Here is a 19,619-nt window from a genome sequence, read left to right as displayed (position 1 = left end):
TTAGAGGAATATCCATTAGGTTAAAGATTATTTATATTCTACTTCTACAATTTCGTATGTAACTTTACCTTTAGGAGTATCTAAGATAATCTCATCACCTACTTCTTTTTTAATCAAAGCACGAGCTAATGGCGCTACAACAGATATCTTATGATTATCTATATCAGCTTCATCTTCGCCCACTATCTGGTATGTAGTTTCTTCTTCTGTATCAACATTAATAACTGTGACAGTAGCTCCAAAAATGACCATACCATTAGCTTGAAGTTTTGTTACATCAATAACCTGAGCGTTAGATAATTTTGATTCTATATCTTTAATCCTGCCCTCAATAATACCTTGTCTCTCTCTAGCAGCATGATATTCAGCATTCTCTTTTAGATCCCCATGATCACGAGCTTCTGCTATAGCTTCAATAATCGCAGGCCTTTCAGTTTTCTTTAATCTACTCAACTCTGCTCTTAATGCTTGTTCTCCTGCTGGAGTCATAGGCACTCTACCATTTGTCATTATTTATTTTCTCCTTTTAATAACACACAAATTAAATTATTCACAAGTATACGCGCCACCGCCCTCTCTTGTAGGACTGTCAGTATAAACTACTCTGCCCACTAAGTTAATAACTAATGCTGCTTGGTATTTATTATTTCTATCACAATATGTGACGTTACCATTGCCCGTAGCCATAAATCCATTAGATGATATCCTTATAAAACCAGAATTACCTGCTAAATTAACGTAGATATTTCCTCCATTACCTTGAGGAAGATTAGCTATTATTTCATCGGTATTCCCATCATATAACTCAGTACCATCTGCACTTTCAAAAGCTACTATTGGACCATCATTCCATGAAGTTGAGTTTAAACAAGAAAAACTATTTTTATCTAACTTACCCGTTCCGTCAAAACTATCTGAATTAGCAGCACAAACAATTACAGTCTTGCCATCTGAACGAGCTTTGATAACACCATACTCAATAAGTTTTTGTAAATTAGTTAATCTAGTTTCGGCAAATGTTTTATAGTAAAAAGAAAAGGAACTAATTGCTGCCATCATCAATATAGTCATAATGACAATAACAACCATTGTCTCAACTAAAGAAAAACCTTTTCCCTTACTAATAACCATTATTTACTTTTTACCTTCGCTATAAGCCATTTAGTTGACTCATCTAAATTTTGATACTCCGCTGAAGAGTCATCGCTCATTGCCTTTAAAATATTTTTACCAAGTTTTTTACCAAGCTCAACACCCCATTGATCATAGCTATTGATATCCCACAATACTCCTTGAACAAATATCTTGTGTTCATACAAGGCTATAAGTGCTCCAAGGGTATATGGACTCAACTCATCTAGTAAAATTGTCGTACTTGGTCTATTTCCTGGAATCACTTTGTGAGGTGCTAACTGTTTTGCTTGAACTTCACTCAAACCAGAATTTAAGAGCTCATTATAAACCATATCATAAGATTGTCCAAACATTAGCGCTTGTGACTGAGCAAAACAATTAGCTAGTAAAGCCTGTTGATGATTATCATAATTATGATGACTTGTCGCTACAGCAATGAAATCAACCGGAATAAAAACATTACCTTGATGTAGAAGTTGATGAAAAGCATGTTGTCCATTTGTGCCAACACCACCCCAAAGCACAACACCTGTTTGATAATCAACACCCTCACCTGCAAGATTTACTGATTTACCATTACTTTCCATATCGGCCTGTTGAAGATAGTCGACAAAATAACAAAGTCTCTCATCATAAGGGAGTAAAGCCTGTGATTGACTCTGATAAGCACAAGAGTAGTAGCTTGCTAATAGCCCCATAATAACAGGAATATTTTTATCAAACTCGGTTTCTTTAAAGTGCTTATCTATAGAGTAGGCACCTGCTAAAAGTTTCTCAAAATTATCATAACCAACTGCAAAAGCTATCGACATCCCTATTGATGACCATAATGAATAGCGACCACCAACCCAATCCCACATTTTATAGCAATGTTCAAGATTTATACCAAACTCTTCTACTTTATCTAATTTACTAGATATAGCAACAAAATGGTTAGCTACAGCTTTTTCATCTTCATAATGATCAAGTAACCACTCTCTAGCTGAAATAGAATTTAGCAGAGTCTCCTCTGTTGAAAATGATTTAGAAGCCACAATAAATAAGGTTGTCTCAGGATCAATAACATGCAAAGCTTGTAGCAATGAATCAGCATCAACATTTGAAACAAAATGTACTTTTAATCCAGTACAATGATAAGGTTGTAATGCTCTGACAACCATCTTAGGTCCAAGATCTGAACCACCAATTCCAATATTCACAATATCCGTAATTCTTTTACCTGAAAAACCTTTCCACTCTCCTGATGTTACTTTTTCAACAAGAGCTTTTACACGTTGTTTTTCTTCATTTACCTCTTTACGAATATCTTGTCCATCTATAACTAATGGAGAATTAGACAAATCGCGTAATGCAGTATGTAAAACCGATCGATTCTCGGTAGAGTTAATTTTTTCTCCAGCAAACATCTGCTGGATTTTATTTTTAAGATTAGATTTACTAGCTGACTCCAAAAGAGTTTTCAATATATTGTCATTTACAAGATTTTTTGAATAATCAAAATATATATTCTCAAACTTTAAAGATAATTTCTCAACTCTGTGATTATCTGTAGCAAACTCATGCGATAAGCTTACTTTCTGTTCTTTTAGCTCTTTATTAGAATCATTACAAAATAGCATTTAATCTATCCTTATATTTTGCATGCGATATAAACAATAAAATATCCCCACGTGAATAAGATATCTCAACCTTATCCTCTGTAGCATAATTTCTTGCACCTGTACCAGTATCTATACTCAAGCTTGCTCCGCTTAAAGGATACCTAAGACCATTATAATATATATTTTCTGCATATCCAAAAGGCATAACTGAAAACATCTTACCCAATACACCACTTACAGTATATTTTTTAGGTATAAAGAAATATCTAGAATATATATCTATAAACTCAATTTCTATCTTTTGCATATAGTTTTTAGCAATAGTAATATTACATAAGAAATGATCCATTTCTCCTTCTGATGCACCAAACACATAGATTTTTGAAACACCTAGAGATATTATATATTCTAGTGATTTTTCAAAATCAGTAGAATATTGATCCTTATCAATGAGAAATAGCTCATCATTTAAAACAGCAAACGAGTCAAAGTCGCCTATAACTTTTTTGACTTTTGAGTTTAAATATTTAGATTTATTGATCTTTTCGTAAGAACCATCTGCACAAAATATATCAAGATCATTAATACTGCTCTGAATATACTTTTCACAAAAAAATAAATCAATACTACCATTTAAGAACAGTATAGCTTGTGACATTGTTTTTATATTTAGAAAATAATAGTAAATTATAACTTACTATGACAATAATCAAGAAATTTTAAGACTGATAATTAGGTGGCTCTTTTGTAATTGTTACATCATGGACATGTGATTCTTTCAAACCAGCTCCAGTAATTTGAACAAATGTAGGTTCTGTACGCATTGTTTGGATATCTTTTGAACCAGTATATCCCATACTAGATCTCAAACCACCTATTAACTGGTGAATAACTGCAGCTAGATGACCCTTGTAAGGCACTCTACCTTCGACACCCTCCGGAACGAACTTCTTAGCATCAGTATTACCTTGGAAGTATCTATCAGAAGAACCCTGCTCCATGGCGCCTAGTGACCCCATACCACGATATGACTTATAAGAACGTCCCTGAAAAAGTTCAACCTCACCAGGCGACTCTTCAGTACCACCAAAAAGACCACCAATCATAACAACCGATGCTCCAGCAACTATAGCCTTTGCTATATCTCCAGAGAATTTGATACCGCCATCAGCAATAACTGGGACTCCTGTGCCTTCTAAAGCTTCAGCAACATTTGATATCGCTGTAATCTGTGGTACACCCACTCCTGCAACTATTCTTGTAGTACATATTGAGCCAGGACCTATACCCACTTTCACAGCGTCAGCACCAGCCTTAACAAGATCTTTTGCAGCTTCTGCTGTAGCAATATTACCACCTACAACCTCAATATTTGGATAGTTATCCTTGACCCATCTAACCATATCAAGCACACCTTGAGAATGACCATGCGCAGTATCAACCACAATTATATCAACACCTTCTGCTGCTAACGCAGCAACACGCTCTTTTGTATCTGCAGCAGTACCAACAGCAGCACCGACTCTTAGACGGCCAAGCGAATCTTTGCAAGCATTAGGCTTGTTTTGTGATCTTTCGATATCTTTTGTTGTTATCAAACCAACTAGCTCACCTTGTTCATTAACTACAAGCAACTTCTCTATTTTATGTTCATGAAGTTTTTTCTTGATTGCGCCTTGAGAAGCATCCTCTGCTACTGTTACTAACTGATCTCTAGGCGTCATTATAGAACTTACTGGTTCATCCAAGTCTTTAGCAAATCTAAAATCACGCTTAGTAACAATACCAATAATCATATTATTATCATCAACAACTGGAAAACCAGAAAAGTTATGCTCTTTCGCAAGCTGCATAACTTCTTTGATTGAACTTTCTTGCTTTATAGTAATTGGATCAATTACCATTCCGTTTTCAAATCTTTTTACTTTTTTAACTTCTTGAGCTTGAGCTTGTATAGACATATTTTTATGAATAATACCAATCCCACCTTCTTGAGCTATAGCTATAGCAAGACGAGATTCAGTAACGGTATCCATAGCCGCAGAAACTAAAGGAATATTCAATTGAATATTTCTAGTAATATTTGTCTTCAAATCTACTTGATGTGGAAGTACGTTTGAATATCTAGGCGAAAGCAACACATCATCAAAAGTGATTGCTTGTTGAGTAATTCTTAACATTTTTAATCTCCGTAATTAAAATCTAAAAGAGGTGATATTTAATTACAGAAATATTCTATCATATTAGAAAAAATATACTAGAGATAGATAAGCTAATAATCTACTATTTAGCTTGAGATAAAAGATAATGTACTAGTAGCGGTACTGGTCTACCTGTTGCTTTACAGCTAGCAAAATCTCCCATTGCAGACCCTGCAATATCAAGATGAGCCCATTCATAATCTTCCGTAAATTTTGATAAGAATAATCCAGCAACTATCGATCCAGCCGATCTATCACGACCACAGTTATCCATATCAGCAACTTTACTTTCTAATTTCTTAAGGTATGGCTTATGCAAAGGTAATCTCCACACCAAATCATTAGAAACATCAGCTGCTTGCTGAAGACTATTAGCTAACTTATCACTATTTGCAAACAATCCAGAAAAAGCATCACCTAAAGATATAATCATAGCACCTGTTAAAGTTGCCATATTAATAACTGCTTTGGGATTATATTTACCGATATAAGTTAATGTATCACAAAGCACCAAACGACCTTCTGCATCTGTGTTGCTTACTTCTACTGTTATACCTTTCATACTCTTAAGTACATCACCAGGTCTATAAGATCTAGCATCTACAGCATTTTCTGCTAACCCCATAACTCCAACAACATTTATAGGAAGGTTTAACATTGCTAGAGCTTTCATTGTACCCATAACAGCTGCAGCACCGCCCATATCCATTTTCATAGAGTCCATCCCAGCTGCTGGCTTAATACAAATACCGCCATTATCAAAGACTAAACCTTTACCAACCAGTACTATAGGCGCTTCATCTTCATCTCCACCATTATACTCCATACAAACAGTATAATTAGACATATCAGATCCACGACCTACAGCTAGAGCACAACCCATACCAAGCTCTGCCATTGCATCTTGATCTAGATAGTTAAGATTAAATGTTTCATATTTAGATGTTAAATCTCTCGCCTCATTTAACATATAGTCAGTATTACAGATATTAGCAGGAAGGTTTTGTAAATCTTTAGCATAATTTTGACCACATGCAATCGCTGAACCAATCTTAGCAGCATCTTCAAGATCTTGATTGCCTGAATACACCAACTCAATCGCTTCTAATGAGAAATTTTCTTTTTTAGATTTTAGCTGATCGAAAACATAAGTTTCAGAGATAAATGCTCTAACAGTGTCTAATGCAAATTGCTTCACGTTAGCATTATCAAATATATAATCTATGTTTACAGAAACTTCTTTTATATTGAGCTTTTTAAGCTGCTCAGCTGCTTTAGCAATAATCTTATCGTATTCTGATGCTATAAAATCTTGTCTAAGACCAAGACCTAAAAGAATCACAACCTTATCACCATGTAGCAAAGGAAGAACCTCACCAGACTCAGCTTTAAAAACTTTTTTATCCAATAAAGATTTGGAATTTGGGCACTTTGTTTCAGCAACTAATTTTTTAAGATTTTCTTGAGCAACGATTAATACTTCAGCAGACAACGTCGACTGATTATTTACAACAATTTTCATTAGATATCCTATATTATTTGTAACACAATTTTATAAACATAATATCAAAAAAGAATATTTATCGCATTAAAATTAAAAGCTAGCTATTCTTATCTACTGACTTTTGCTTATAAAAAATATAGAATTGCAGATAGCATAATTATTATATATACATAGTGACATACATTGATTCTTGAAAAATATTACAATAAAGACATAGTTAACACCTTTACATCGATTACATTATTCATAATATCTATTGTATCGGCTAACTTACTTATTCGACTTTTTCAACAAGCATACTCGCAAGGTTTAGGTATTGACTCAATTATAAAGTTTGTGACACTAACAATACCTGGGAACGTAAGTCTAGTAGCTCCTATCGCAATATTTCTAGCTATTGTGATTTGTTTTGGTAAGTACTTTGCAAATAATGAGATGTTTGTAACTCTAGCAGGTGGAGTTACATGGATGCAAATAGTCAAAAATACCATGAAGCCGGTGTATGCTCTGACCATCATTACATTTTTAACCGTAATGTACATTAACCCCTTATCCAAACAAACTCAGGATATTTATCAAGCTTCACTAACAGCAAAAGCTCTTTTGTCCTCAATAACCGATGACAAAATAATTAAAACTACTGACGGAAAAGTCATATATATAAAAAGTAAATCAGGAAATACTCTTAAAGATGTATTTTTGTATATGGCTACAGATAATAGTGATGAGTATAAAGTAGTAACTGCACCTGTCGCAGAAGTTATAACAGATAAGGGCGCTGCATATGTAGACTTCCATGATGCTCACATATATACAAAAGAGCCCAAAACATACGAACATACTTATGACACGGCTAAAAATGCTATCTATACAATCTTTGATACATCTGATCGTGATTACAATCATGATAAAGTTGATAGATTATATATGCACACTCTTATAGAAAACTTTACTGACAAAGATGATGGTACAGTCTCTCGCGGAGAGTTCTTTGGGCGTATTAACAACTCTATTTCTGTTATAGTAGCATCACTACTTGCACTTGCGCTTTGTCGGCTAAGACCAAGACAGAACAAATATGCTAAACTACTACCATCAGTTGTTGTTCTAGCAGTATATTTGTGTAGCAACATGTTTGTAAACACTCTTATGACTGGTGGTAAATTACCAGTTTGGGTCGGACTTTGGCTTCCTCACATCTTTTTTATAATTTATGCTATCAGAACTATAAGAAAAGATAATGGATCTTCTAAGAAGGAAAAATAAATGTTTTTAAACCGTATTGATCGCTACATATTCAAAACAGTATTTAGTAGCTTTCTGATTGTAAGTTTAATTTTTTGTATCTTGTTTTTTATTTTTACTTATCTAGCACAAGTAAGTAACAATGATACAGGAGCAAGTAATATAGAGCTTATTATAATAACCATATACCAATTACCAGGAATTTTATACACACTACTTCCCGCTTGTGCTATGGTGGGCGCTCTAATGGGACTTAGCTTACTTGCAAACAACTCCGAGATAATAGTATTGAGATCTTTTGGCCGCTCTACAGCTCAAATCGCAAAAGGAGTTGTACTAGTTGGTATCATAGGCTCTATAGTTACTATGGTTTTTGGTGGGTATATTGCCCCAGTTTTACAAAAACTTGCTGATTCAAATACTGTGGCATATAACACTCATGATTTATGGCTAAAAACTCCTGATGGCTTCATGAATATATCAAACATCAATCCAAATGAAGGAAAAGCATACGGTATAAGAAAGTTTATAACTAAAGATAACCAAGTACAGGAAGTTAGATATGCTGAAAAAGCTGAATATGTGAACGATGCTACAGCGAATGTATTTAATGTCAGTGTCGTCACATTTCCTAATAAAGATGTTAAACATATAGATGTTAAAGAGAATGTTTATAAAGCTATCTGGTCTAACCCTATACCAATATCTGTAGCCAAAGTTATCACTATCAATGACAATGATTATCTAAATTTCACCCAGTTGACTAGATATATGTTATCTAATAGCCAAGCTAAAGATTCAATATCACTAAAATTCTGGCAAGAGATTTTTCAACCATTAGCATTAATGGTATTAATATTACTTTCTGTACCATTAAGTATCGGATCAACCAGATCATCAACACTGATACTTAAATTACTACTAGGTGCATTTTTTGGTTTTGCATTTTTTATCATTAACCAAATATTTGGTCCAATTGCATTAATTCTACACCTACCAACTATACTTGGTGCCGCAGGTCCTACAGTTATTGCATTGATATTACTAATTTATCTATTTATAAAATCTAAAGAAACATAAGAAACTTATATGAGCATCGATAAATACTCCCTTGATAATGATCTTAATATATATATAAAAAAAGACTCTAGAGCACCTGTTGCTCTCGCTCAAATTTGGTATAAGGTAGGATCAACATACGAACCTACTAAACTAACCGGCATATCTCATATGCTTGAACACATGATGTTCAAAGGTACTGATAAATATACTAAAGATGAGCTAAACAGTATAGTTGAAAATAATGGTGGTGTGCAAAATGCATTCACAGGATTTGACTATACTGCTTATTATCAGTTTTGGCATAAAAAAAATCTAGAACTAAGCCTATCTATTGAATCATCAAGAATGTCAAACTTACTATTTGATGAAAATGAATTTATTCCAGAGAGAAAGGTTGTACTTGAAGAAAGAAATCTACGCGTAGATGACAAAGCATTTAGTTATGCTTTTGAACAATTTATGAAACTTGCATATCAAAATAACTCTCGACATACTCCAATAATTGGCTGGCGTGAAGATATTGAAAATTATACACTTAATGATCTAAAAAAATGGTACCAACAAAACTATGCTCCAAACAATGCTAGTATTGTTCTTGTAGGTGATATTGATAAATCATCTGCTATACCTATGATAAAAGATTACTTTGGTGGTATTCCCAAATCTAAATTGATGAATATAGCAAAAGAGCCAAGCTTAATAAATATTGGCTATAGACACTCAAAAGTACAAAAATCACCAAATGATACAGATGCTGCGATATTAGGATACATAACACCCTCGTTAACAACTGATTATCATGATAATGATCCTTTTGCTTTAATGATCCTAAATAATATTATTGGTAGTGCTGATGCATCAATATTACAGCAGCAACTAGTTAGAGATGAAAATCTTTGTTGTCATATAGATAGCGAATACTCCCCTTTTATAAAAGGAGAAGATATTTTTACTATCACAGCAATAGCAAACCATGATCAAAGCCTAGATAAAATTCAGGATAAAATAGAAGACTCTATTGCTAAACTTAAAAACGATGGCGTAACTCAAGAACAATTAAATAGAGCAAAAGTAACCATAAAAGCTGATAAAGTATTTGCTATGGATTCACTTGAAACTCAAGCAAATTTGATAGGCTCTCTTGCTAGTATAAATCTAGATGTTGACTACTATAAGTATCTTGAGAAACTCTATGATGTGTCAATTAACGATGTTAACCGTGTACTTGATAGGTATTTTGGCAAAAACAATCTTACATCTCTTCACTTATTAAAGGATTAGGAACTATGATCCATAAATTTGATATAGATAATACAACAGTATATTTCCAAGAATCTCCTAGTCTACCAATAGTTGATATTCAGCTTAACTTTAGAGCTGGATCAGCATTTGATAGCAATCTAAATGGCTTAGCTGATTTAGCAGTAGGAATGTTCGCTACAAAAACTCAAAAATCTAGTGAACAAGAGCTTATAAATAAAATAACTGATAGTGGAATATCTATACACTCAGAAACTACTAAAGAATTTTTTAATATAAAAATTCGTCTATTAAATGACCTCAATATTATTAATAATACTATTAATATACTACAAGAAATTTTCACCTTCCCCGACTTTGATGCTGATATATTAGAAAGAGAAAAGATTCAGACTCTTACTCATATTGATTACTTATATCAACAGCCTAACTACTTGGCTTCACTTGAATTTTCAAAGCATATTTTTGCAAATAATCCTTATAGCAAGCCAACAATTGGCTACAAAGAAACTATTAAAAAAATATCAAAAAAAGATATTGAAGATTTCTTTAGTGAAAATATTTGTGCAAATAATGCCAATATATGTATAGTTGGTGCTATTGATAAAATACAGGCTGAAGATATTTCTCAGAGCCTAGTTAGTTTTTTACCAAAAGGTAAAAAAAATACGCAAAAATTTGCTCAACAAAAAAACAACTCTCAAATAATTAAAAATAAGTTCTCAAGTAAACAAACTGCTATACTAACAGGTCATCAATTGTTACTTGATATTAATGATCCATTATATTTCCCACTAAAACTAGGAAATGAAATACTTGGCGGTGGTGGTCTAAACTCTCTGCTTTTCAATAAAGTTCGTGAAGAGCTTGGATTAGTTTATAATATCTCAAGCACAGCTAATATTAATCCTGATTATGGTAGCTTTGTAATATCTGCTCAAACAAGCAATCCAAATCTTGCCTTAGAAACTATAAATAGTGTCTATAGTAATTTCATCAACTCTACTATAGATGAACAAACTCTAACAAACTCTAAAAAGCATATTGAAGGCACACATTTATTAAGCTGTGTAAAAAATAGCTCTAAGCTAAATATGCTATCTTCAATCGCAAATAAAAATCTGCCTTTAGATTTTTTTGATACTTATGTTGAGCATATCAATAATGTTACTGCTACACAAATTTATGATGCTTACCAAGCTATACAAGAAAATAACATAATTACAGTAATGGTTGGAGATATCGAATAAGTGAAGACAAATACTATTCGTATAATATCTGGGAAATACAGAAATCGAAGACTAAAATTTCCCAATGTTAATGGCTTACGTCCAACTTCTGATCAGCTTAAAGAAACTATCTTTAATTGGTTAGCTCCATATATACATGATATCATTTGCATTGATGCTTTTGCTGGTAGTGGTAGCCTAGGTATAGAAAGCATATCAAGAGGTGCTTCAAAAGCCATATTCTATGAACTTAATTTTAAAGCTTTGCAGCAAATCAAAGAAAATATTAATACATTAGAAATACAGAATTATGAAATATATAAAACTGATAGCATAAAGGCCCTTGCAAGTTTTGACGCCAACAATTCTAAGCTAATTATATTTTTAGATCCTCCATTTAATAAAAATATTATTCCCAAAGTTCTAGAATCGATATTAAAAAATCATAATATCCCTAATGAAACATTAGTATATGTAGAAACTGAAAAAACTGCTGAATATAACCTTGATGGTTTCGATATATTAAAAGAAAAAATAACTTCAAACATTTCTGCAAAACTAATAATAAAAAATGATTTAAATTCTAAAAATAATCTCTAAAATATAGCCAACTCTAGCTTTTGGAAATAATTATGTACCACGTTGGAATATCAGGCCCTTTTATTTTTACTATTATGTTCCTAATAGGCATAATTGCTGAAAGCATGACTGGAGTAATCTCATCATCTCGAAGAAACATGGATGCTTTTGGAGTAGTTGCAATCGCATTAACAACGGCTCTAGGTGGTGGTGTAGTTAGAGATTTGCTACTCGGTAATCTACCAGTAACGATTATGCTCCATCCTCACTATATTGTGATATGTTTATGTTTCTCTATTATTGCTATTTTTACACAAAAGTATATCAATAAGTTTTATAAAATATTTTTGATCTTAGACTCAATTGGTCTTATTGCATTTGCATATATAGGTAGTAGTATAGCGTACCAAATTTGTACAGAAGTATTTCATATGAAGTTCTTTAGTGTTTTTATAGTTGGAATTGTTATTGCTATAATTAATGGTGTAGCTGGTGGTATTATGAGAGATATGATCTGTAATGATATCCCTGTTGCCTTCAAGGCAGAATTATACGCATCTGTAGCAGCGGTTGTTGGAGGTATGAACATTATCTTTATATATTTGGATGTGAATTTATATATTAGTGCTGCAATAATTATCGGATTTGGATTAACTATAAGAGTTATGTCGATAGTATATAAATGGAAATTACCCATTATCTAATAATAGATCTCTAATCTATACTATAACCTACTACTTTTAGATGATTTCAGCTATATAACTAAATACCACTATGGAATCTAAACTCTGAATCTGAAGATAATATAAGATCCTTTTCTATTTCACCTATTCTTTTGATATCTTTGCCAATATCTGTAGAAGAATATTTTTCTGCAAAATGTAGATATATCGTAAAATGTCTTTTTTCTGACTCTAATAATCCATTATAAAACTTCTGTAACTCAGAATCTAAATATGGAGCAACTTTTGCAAATCTTTCACAAGAACGAGCTTCTATATATGCTCCAATGATCAAAGCATCGATAAAGCGCCCTTCTTTATCTGTCCGAGCGGCTTTAATTAACTGACTAGCATATCTAGATGCTGATATAGCTTTGTATTGTATATCCCGCTTTTTCATAATACGCATCACTTGTTCAAAGTGTACTAACTCTTCTCTAGCGATCTTAGACATTCTTGTTACTAGTTCATATTTGTCTGGATGCCTATATATGTATGTCATAGCTGAAGATGCTGCTTTCATCTCACAGTGAGCATGATCTATCAGCATTAATTCTATATTAGCTAATGCTTTCTGTATCCACTGTTCAGGTGTTTCACATAACAAAAAATTCTCAATAGTTGCAAAGTCTGCATACTGCTGCTTCATAATAGCTTATAAATTTATTTTTTGAAGTATTATAAAAAAATTGCTTAATATATTCTATTTAAAATTATTAAGAGTAGAATGTTTATATGAGTAAATCTGAATATTTAAAGTTATGAGTAATATAAATATAGCTAATAAACGCGTAGCAAAAGATGAAGTCCTTTATCATATAGGGTTAAGTGAAGAGATGATATATAGCGCAGAAATCGCAATTCTTCCTGGAGATCCTAAAAGGTCTGAACCTTTAGCAAAAATGTTAGATAAAAATGCTAAGTTTCTTGCTACTAATAGAGAATATACATCGTATTTGGCCAAAATAGCTGACAGAAATGCTATTGTGATATCAACTGGTATGGGTGGTCCTTCAACTGCAATATGTATTGAAGAGCTAGCTATGATAGGAATCAAAAAACTAATACGTGTGGGAACATGCGGCGCTATTCAAGAAAATATTGATTTTGGTGATTTAATATTAACCACTGCATCTGTTCGTTTAGATGGCACATCATATCATTATGCTCCAATAGAGTATCCTGCGGTTGCTGACTTTAAGTTAAATAGTTCTTTATACAACTCAGCAAGATCATTAAATATAGATATTCATTGTGGAATAACAGGATCTTCAGATACTTTTTATCCGGGCCAAGAGAGAAGAGATAGCTATAGTGGTTATGTAAGAAAACATTTTAGAGAATCTCTAGATGAGTGGAGAAAATTGAATGTTCTTAATCTAGAAATGGAGTCTTCTGCTTTGCTTACAGTATGCGCTACTTTTGGCTTGCAAGCCAGCTGTATATGTACAGTTCTAGCAAAGAGAACAACCTCAGAATCAGTCAATAAAAGCAGATATGATGAAGGTATGCAGAATATAATGTCAATTATAAAACACTCGATTGAAAATAATTTCGAAAACTAAGGAAAAATAAATACTAATGAGCAATGATATTAACAACAAACTAATTGATGCAGCTATACAAGCAGCTGAGAATGCTTATACTCCATATTCTAAGTTTAATGTTGGTGCTGCACTATTAATGAAAGATAGCTCTATTTTAAAAGGTGCTAATGTAGAAAATGCTTCTTATGGACTATGCAACTGTGCTGAAAGAACAGTATTATTCTACGCTTACGCCCAAGGTTATCGTAAAGAAGATATCAAAAAACTTGCGGTAGTTGCAGACACTCCAGAAGGAGTTTCGCCATGTGGTGCTTGCCGACAAGTTATGTCAGAACTTTTGGATCTTGAATGTCCAATCATATTATCAAATATCAGAAAAACAGATATAAAAGAAACAAATATTAAAGAACTTCTTCCATATATGTTTTCTTTCTAAAAAAATTATTATCAACATGCAAAATTAACAGCATAAAAATAAGTTTATGTATAACGATCATGCTTTTATAAAAATAAATAATGGTGGGTAGTACAGGATTCGAACCTGTGACCAATTGGTTAAAAGCCAACTGCTCTACCGACTGAGCTAACTACCCATAATTACAAAATAAAATCTCTTTAATTTTGTATTGAAATGATTAATCTAATGGTGGGTAGTACAGGATTCGAACCTGTGACCAATTGGTTAAAAGCCAACTGCTCTACCGACTGAGCTAACTACCCAAAAGATGCTGTTTATTATACTGACTAGATTTTTTGTGTCAACACTTTATGCTGTTTTTTTCTATTTAATTCCAAAATTTCTATAGGGTGTTTGATTGTATGGCCTTCCATACGCTTTACTTGACATCTACATGAAAATCCTGTTGCGATTACAGACCTAATTCCACTTTCTTTAATTTTGTCTTTCCAGCTCAAATTATAAATATGCTTTGATGTATCGATATGCTTAGTCTCATGACCAAAGCTACCAGACATACCACAACAACCGACTTTAGCAATTTTAGTTTCTACCCCAAAATGCTTAAATATTTTTTGCCATTGCTCTATCGAAACAGCTGATAATGATTTTTCTGTACAGTGATTAAATAAATTAAACTCTTTATCTAGCATTTTGCGCATAGTCGGCAAAGTATCAAGTTTTGTTGTTAACCACTCTTGTATTAGTTTGACTTTGAATCTTACCTTATCACCACAGATCTTTTTGTACTCATCTCTATAAACAAGAGTCATTGCCGGATCGACACCAATCATTTCGACTTTTGTTTCTGCTATTTGGTTGTATAGCTTAGTAGCTTTCATAGCTTGCTTTTTAAAGTACTTAAGGAAACCTTTGACATGTGATGGCTTACCATTTACTTTAAATGGAGCAAAATAAACCCTAAAGCCTAAAGCTGTCAAAAAGTCATATAATGTCAAAACTATATGAGTATCATATAAAGATGTAAATATATCTTGAACGATACAAACAGTTTTTTTCTTTTGCTCTGTAGACAGACTTATCATCTCTTCGAGATTAAACTCTGGAGCACCTCTTTTTTTAAGCTCTGATCTTAGATTTAATGAACTAATAATTGGAGTATCCGCAAAACCAACCAAGTTAGTCAACCCAGCCCTAACAAATTGAGTATTAAAAATATCATTATATATTTTTGGCATATATAAATTGATACTCAGCAATGATTCACTAAATTTAACAAAATAATCCAAGCCAGGACGTTTATATTTAGAATGATAGTGATATAAAAATTGTGATTTCATCGTAGGAATATCAACTTTTATTGGACATCCAGATACACAAGCCTTACACCCTAAACACTTATCTAGTGAGTCATATACTTGATGTGAGAAATCATCTGGATATTCTTCCAACTTATCAAAACCAGTGTTATAAACTTTATCTTTTGTTGAGTACCCTGCTGCTGAGAGCTGATTAAGCCACTCACGTAATACTGCTGACCTACCTTTTGGTGAGTATAACCAGTTTCTACTAGCTTTGGCTGATGGACATATTACAGTATCTAAATTATAGTTTAGGCATTGTGAATTACCATTGCAGTTATATGCTCCAGAGAATTGTTCGCGCATTTCTTTTGGCACTTGCTCATCTGAATAGCCTCTGAATGGTCCATCTACTTTTACAAGCTTATCTTTACTACCTGTTGGAACAGTAATCTTACCAGGATTAAGTTGATTATGTGGATCAAATACTTTTTTGATATGTCCTAATGAATCATACAGCTCTTGACCAAAGTACTCTTTGATGTACTCACTTCTATAGCCATGACCATGCTCACCACATAAGACTCCACCATACTTCTTAACAAGATCACTAACTTTTTGGGTAATTTGTTTGACCTTTTGAGAATCTTCAGCTGAAGACATATCTAGCGCTGGTCTTACATGCAGACAGCCTACATCAACATGACCAAACATTCCGTATTTAACACCATAAGAATCTAACAATACCGTTAACTCTTTGATATAGTCTGCTAATTTTTCAGGAGCCACTGTCGTATCTTCAATAAAAGGTATTGGTTTACGATCTCCTTTCATAGCACCAAGTAGACCTACACCTTTTTTTCTCAACTCCCAAAGACTATCCATATCTGTTTGACTTTCTGTGAAATGAAACACTGCTTGCTTTTCTAACAGTTTTCTTTCTAGACGAGAAGTCATATTATCTAACTCATGTTGACTATCAGCAATAAATTCAACTAAATTTACAGCTGCTACATTTGTAGAGTTACGACCCTTTTCAAGCATATACTTTATTTTGTGATAAACCTCATCACCCTTTGCAATCTCAATAATATTATTATCTATAGTCTCTATAGCAGATGGGTTAGATGATAATAAATCTCTAGCAGCTCTCAATGCGTCATCAAAACTACTATATGAAATTGCAAACAGTGCTTTAAATTTAGGTTTTTTAGTTAGTTTAAGTTTTAGCTCAGTAACAAAAGCTAATGTTCCTTCAGAACCGGATATTAAATAACTTAGATTGACCGTATTATCTTTTTTATTATAAGTTTTAGCTAGATTATATCCCGTCAGATAACGGCTTAATTTAGGAAACTTCTCCTCGATTAGCTCATACTTATCTATAATTTGCTCAACAACTGTTGAGTATATATTTTTCTCAATATCATTTAACTTATTTTCATTAAGATCACTTAACTTAATTTTTTTAGTAGAGAATTTCTGCCCATTTACTAGAGTACACTCTAATTCTAAGACATGAGCACTTGTACGCCCATATATTCTAGAACCTTTACCACATGCATCAGTATTTACCATACCACCCAAAGTTGCTCTATTACTTGGTGATAAGTTCGGTGCAAAGAAATATTCTGAGTCGGCTAATGTATCATTTAACTGATCAAGTACAACACCTGGCTCTACTTTGACATATTCATTATCAAAATCCACCTCTAGAATATTATTCATGTATCGACTAGTATCAACAATAACACCAGCACACAATGAATGTCCAGATGTACCTGTGCCACCGCCACGAGGTGAGAATTTAAGCTCTTGATATTCTTTTTTGCTTGCTAATGCAAAAATTCTATTTACATCATTTTTATTACATGGAAAAACAACAAGCTCAGGAACAACAAAATATACACTATTATCCATTGATGACGATATTCTCGAAGCATAGTCAGAATGTATATCACCTTCAAATCCTTTTCCTCTTAGCTCCTCAGCAAAAGCATTAATCAAAGCATTTAGAGCATTTGTCTTATTTAAGACTGGCAGTTTACTTGTTTTCATATATAAAAAATGACCCTAGTTAATAAAAAACAGACAAGATTCTCTTAAATTATATAAGAAAATTAACTTCACATAAATAATATTAGAAAAATACATAGAAGATAAAAACATTTCATTTTTTTGTATCAAAGCAGACAAAGTACAAATATAAAGTTATAATAACACTCGTATTTAAAAATAATTTCAAAAGTTAAAAGTTTTTGAGGATAAATATGAAAAAAACTACTCTTTTAGTAATCTTAGATGGTTGGGGCTATAGCGAAAGTGATTACTTTAATGCTATCAAAAATGCAAACACTCCTACTTGGGATAGCATCTGGCAAGACTTTCCTAGAACATTAATTAGCGCATCTAGCTTAGAAGTTGGTTTACCTAAAGGTCAAATGGGAAACTCTGAAGTCGGACATGTAAATATTGGTTGTGGTAGAGTGGTCTATCAAGAGCTTACAAAAATTGATAAAGCGATCGAAGAAAAAACTTTTGGTAATAATAAAGCCATCTGTGATGCTATTGATAATGTTATTCAAAAAGACTCAAATCTTCACTTAATGGGCCTACTCTCTCCTGGAGGAGTTCACTCTCACGAAGAACATATTTTTGAAATGATAAAAATTGCTAAACAAAAAGGTGTCAAAAGAGTATATCTACATGCTTTCTTAGATGGTAGAGATACTCCTCCACGCTCAGCTGAAAGCTCAATCAAAAAAACAGATGATCTGCTACAAAAACTTAATCTTGGCTATATTGCTAGTGTTAGTGGTAGATACTATGCAATGGATAGAGATAATCGTTGGGATAGAGTTGAAAAAGCATACAATGCTATAGTAAATGCTGATGCTGAATTTGTTTGTAATTCCGCATTAGAAGCTCTAGAAGAGTCTTATGCTCGTGATCAATCTGATGAATTTGTAATTCCAACCTGTATCCAAAAAAATGGAAAACTGATAAAAGTTGAAGATAATGATAGTGTTATTTTTATGAATTTTAGAGCTGATAGAGCTAGAGAAATATCTCATGCTTTCACGGATGAGAACTTTGATCATTTCCCGAAAGATAGACATTTAAACATAAACTTCACGACTCTCACAGAGTATGATTCAAAACTTAAATGTAATGTAGCATTCCCACCAGAACAACCAGTTAACACTCTTGGTGAAGTGCTAATGAAAAATCATAAGACTCAACTAAGAATAGCTGAAACTGAAAAGTATCCTCACGTAACTTTCTTTTTTAATGGTGGTAAGGAGGATCAATTTGAAGGTGAAGATAGAATATTAATTCCTTCTCCAAAAGTTGCCACTTATGATCTACAGCCAGAGATGTCAGCTCCGGAAGTTACTGACAAATTAGTTGATGCTATCAACAATGGTAAATATGACTGTATAGTTTGTAACTATGCAAACTCAGATATGGTTGGTCATACTGGCAACTATGAAGCAGCAATGCAAGCAATTGAATATCTTGATAAATGTTTAGCAAGATTGAAAGACGCAATACTTGAACATGATGGTAATATGTTTATTACCGCAGATCACGGTAATGCAGATATGATGGTCAATCCTAAAACACAAAAGCCTCATACTGCTCATACTACCAATCTGGTACCATTTGTATATGTTGGGCATAAAAAAGCTCAAGTAGCTTTAGAGCATGGCAAGTTATCTGATATTGCTCCAACTATACTTAATGTGATGAATATTGCTCAGCCTCAAGAAATGACAGGCAAAACTATATTTAAATTTGAAAAATAAGGATTTC

At 32.9% G+C, this 19,619-nt stretch carries 17 protein-coding genes and 2 tRNA genes; 9 read left to right on the top strand and 10 right to left on the bottom strand.

The window, feature by feature from the left end:
- Positions 1-27: 27 nt before the first annotated feature.
- The 6 genes from greA to IMS64_RS03055 form a co-directional block, all read right to left on the bottom strand.
- Positions 28-510: a transcription elongation factor GreA gene (gene greA, locus IMS64_RS03080; protein ID WP_014715204.1), complete on the bottom strand. Its 483-nt coding sequence runs from the start codon at positions 508-510 to the stop codon at positions 28-30.
- Positions 511-546: 36 nt separating this feature from the next.
- Positions 547-1,131 (bottom strand): GspH/FimT family pseudopilin, encoded by a 585-nt coding sequence (locus IMS64_RS03075; RefSeq protein WP_012279695.1) that lies wholly within the window; start codon positions 1,129-1,131, stop codon positions 547-549.
- Complete coding sequence (gene pgi / locus IMS64_RS03070; protein ID WP_211490872.1) at positions 1,131-2,753, bottom strand: glucose-6-phosphate isomerase; 1,623 nt, start codon at positions 2,751-2,753, stop codon at positions 1,131-1,133. The genes IMS64_RS03075 and pgi overlap by 1 nt, the downstream gene beginning before the upstream one ends.
- Complete coding sequence (locus tag IMS64_RS03065) at positions 2,740-3,393, bottom strand: thiamine diphosphokinase (protein ID WP_211490871.1); 654 nt, start codon at positions 3,391-3,393, stop codon at positions 2,740-2,742. The genes pgi and IMS64_RS03065 overlap by 14 nt, the downstream gene beginning before the upstream one ends.
- Before the next feature lie 61 nt (positions 3,394-3,454).
- Entirely contained in the window at positions 3,455-4,915 is a 1,461-nt protein-coding gene (gene guaB, locus IMS64_RS03060) for an IMP dehydrogenase (RefSeq protein WP_211490870.1), read from the bottom strand.
- A gap of 103 nt (positions 4,916-5,018) precedes the next feature.
- On the bottom strand, positions 5,019-6,458 hold the full coding sequence (locus IMS64_RS03055; protein ID WP_200156728.1) for a leucyl aminopeptidase: 1,440 nt from the start codon (positions 6,456-6,458) through the stop codon (positions 5,019-5,021).
- 165 nt (positions 6,459-6,623) lie between these two features.
- On the opposite strand from IMS64_RS03055, the gene lptF reads away from it, so the two are divergent.
- The 6 genes from lptF to IMS64_RS03025 are packed head-to-tail and all read left to right on the top strand — an operon-like array spanning position 6,624 to position 12,519.
- A complete protein-coding gene (gene lptF, locus IMS64_RS03050) occupies positions 6,624-7,706 on the top strand; it encodes an LPS export ABC transporter permease LptF (protein ID WP_211490869.1) in 1,083 nt (360 codons plus the stop codon).
- Positions 7,707-8,765, top strand: coding sequence for an LPS export ABC transporter permease LptG (gene lptG / locus IMS64_RS03045; protein WP_211490868.1), 1,059 nt, complete (start codon positions 7,707-7,709; stop codon positions 8,763-8,765).
- A gap of 9 nt (positions 8,766-8,774) precedes the next feature.
- A complete protein-coding gene (locus tag IMS64_RS03040; RefSeq protein ID WP_211490867.1) occupies positions 8,775-10,028 on the top strand; it encodes a M16 family metallopeptidase in 1,254 nt (417 codons plus the stop codon).
- A gap of 5 nt (positions 10,029-10,033) precedes the next feature.
- Positions 10,034-11,257 carry a M16 family metallopeptidase gene (locus IMS64_RS03035; RefSeq protein ID WP_211490866.1) on the top strand — a complete coding sequence of 408 codons (1,224 nt, stop codon included), beginning with the start codon at positions 10,034-10,036 and terminating at the stop codon, positions 11,255-11,257.
- Complete coding sequence (rsmD, locus tag IMS64_RS03030; protein ID WP_211490865.1) at positions 11,258-11,836, top strand: 16S rRNA (guanine(966)-N(2))-methyltransferase RsmD; 579 nt, start codon at positions 11,258-11,260, stop codon at positions 11,834-11,836.
- Between the two features lie 32 nt (positions 11,837-11,868).
- Positions 11,869-12,519, top strand: a complete 651-nt coding sequence (locus IMS64_RS03025; protein WP_004288058.1) for a trimeric intracellular cation channel family protein — start codon at positions 11,869-11,871, stop codon at positions 12,517-12,519.
- Between the two features lie 58 nt (positions 12,520-12,577).
- On the opposite strand, the gene IMS64_RS03020 is transcribed toward IMS64_RS03025, so the two are convergent.
- Positions 12,578-13,189, bottom strand: a complete 612-nt coding sequence (locus IMS64_RS03020; protein WP_173405921.1) for a MiaE family protein — start codon at positions 13,187-13,189, stop codon at positions 12,578-12,580.
- 109 nt (positions 13,190-13,298) lie between these two features.
- On the opposite strand from IMS64_RS03020, the gene udp reads away from it, so the two are divergent.
- Both udp and IMS64_RS03010 read left to right on the top strand, forming a co-directional pair.
- Positions 13,299-14,102, top strand: a complete 804-nt coding sequence (gene udp, locus IMS64_RS03015) for a uridine phosphorylase (RefSeq protein ID WP_211490864.1) — start codon at positions 13,299-13,301, stop codon at positions 14,100-14,102.
- Positions 14,103-14,118: 16 nt separating this feature from the next.
- Complete coding sequence (locus IMS64_RS03010) at positions 14,119-14,520, top strand: cytidine deaminase (protein WP_211490863.1); 402 nt, start codon at positions 14,119-14,121, stop codon at positions 14,518-14,520.
- Between the two features lie 81 nt (positions 14,521-14,601).
- On the opposite strand, the gene IMS64_RS03005 is transcribed toward IMS64_RS03010, so the two are convergent.
- From IMS64_RS03005 to IMS64_RS02995, 3 genes are all read right to left on the bottom strand, one after another.
- Positions 14,602-14,677, bottom strand: a tRNA-Lys gene (locus IMS64_RS03005).
- Positions 14,678-14,728: 51 nt separating this feature from the next.
- A tRNA-Lys gene (locus IMS64_RS03000) sits at positions 14,729-14,804 on the bottom strand.
- A 24-nt stretch (positions 14,805-14,828) separates the two neighbouring features.
- A complete protein-coding gene (locus tag IMS64_RS02995; protein WP_211490862.1) occupies positions 14,829-17,861 on the bottom strand; it encodes an FAD-binding and (Fe-S)-binding domain-containing protein in 3,033 nt (1,010 codons plus the stop codon).
- Between the two features lie 212 nt (positions 17,862-18,073).
- On the opposite strand from IMS64_RS02995, the gene gpmI reads away from it, so the two are divergent.
- The gene (gene gpmI, locus IMS64_RS02990) at positions 18,074-19,612 is read left to right on the top strand and encodes a 2,3-bisphosphoglycerate-independent phosphoglycerate mutase (RefSeq protein ID WP_211490861.1); all 1,539 of its coding nucleotides are present in this window, start codon (positions 18,074-18,076) and stop codon (positions 19,610-19,612) included.
- Positions 19,613-19,619: the final 7 nt, after the last annotated feature.

The organism is Francisella philomiragia, from assembly GCF_018135955.1.
GTDB lineage: Bacteria > Pseudomonadota > Gammaproteobacteria > Francisellales > Francisellaceae > Francisella > Francisella philomiragia.
Note: the sequence above shows the minus strand (reverse complement) of the source record. Positions and strands in the feature narration are given on the sequence as shown.

Coding starts and splice junctions, on each gene's coding strand:
- udp (WP_211490864.1), top strand. CDS start 13,299: ATGAGTAATATAAATATAGCTAATAAACGCGTAGCAAAAGATGAAGTC.
- greA (WP_014715204.1), bottom strand. CDS start 510: ATGACAAATGGTAGAGTGCCTATGACTCCAGCAGGAGAACAAGCATTA.
- guaB (WP_211490870.1), bottom strand. CDS start 4,915: ATGTTAAGAATTACTCAACAAGCAATCACTTTTGATGATGTGTTGCTT.
- IMS64_RS03055 (WP_200156728.1), bottom strand. CDS start 6,458: ATGAAAATTGTTGTAAATAATCAGTCGACGTTGTCTGCTGAAGTATTA.
- IMS64_RS03025 (WP_004288058.1), top strand. CDS start 11,869: ATGTACCACGTTGGAATATCAGGCCCTTTTATTTTTACTATTATGTTC.
- IMS64_RS03035 (WP_211490866.1), top strand. CDS start 10,034: ATGATCCATAAATTTGATATAGATAATACAACAGTATATTTCCAAGAA.
- lptG (WP_211490868.1), top strand. CDS start 7,707: ATGTTTTTAAACCGTATTGATCGCTACATATTCAAAACAGTATTTAGT.
- IMS64_RS03075 (WP_012279695.1), bottom strand. CDS start 1,131: ATGGTTATTAGTAAGGGAAAAGGTTTTTCTTTAGTTGAGACAATGGTT.
- IMS64_RS03010 (WP_211490863.1), top strand. CDS start 14,119: ATGAGCAATGATATTAACAACAAACTAATTGATGCAGCTATACAAGCA.
- IMS64_RS03040 (WP_211490867.1), top strand. CDS start 8,775: ATGAGCATCGATAAATACTCCCTTGATAATGATCTTAATATATATATA.
- IMS64_RS02995 (WP_211490862.1), bottom strand. CDS start 17,861: ATGAAAACAAGTAAACTGCCAGTCTTAAATAAGACAAATGCTCTAAAT.
- pgi (WP_211490872.1), bottom strand. CDS start 2,753: ATGCTATTTTGTAATGATTCTAATAAAGAGCTAAAAGAACAGAAAGTA.
- IMS64_RS03065 (WP_211490871.1), bottom strand. CDS start 3,393: ATGTCACAAGCTATACTGTTCTTAAATGGTAGTATTGATTTATTTTTT.
- gpmI (WP_211490861.1), top strand. CDS start 18,074: ATGAAAAAAACTACTCTTTTAGTAATCTTAGATGGTTGGGGCTATAGC.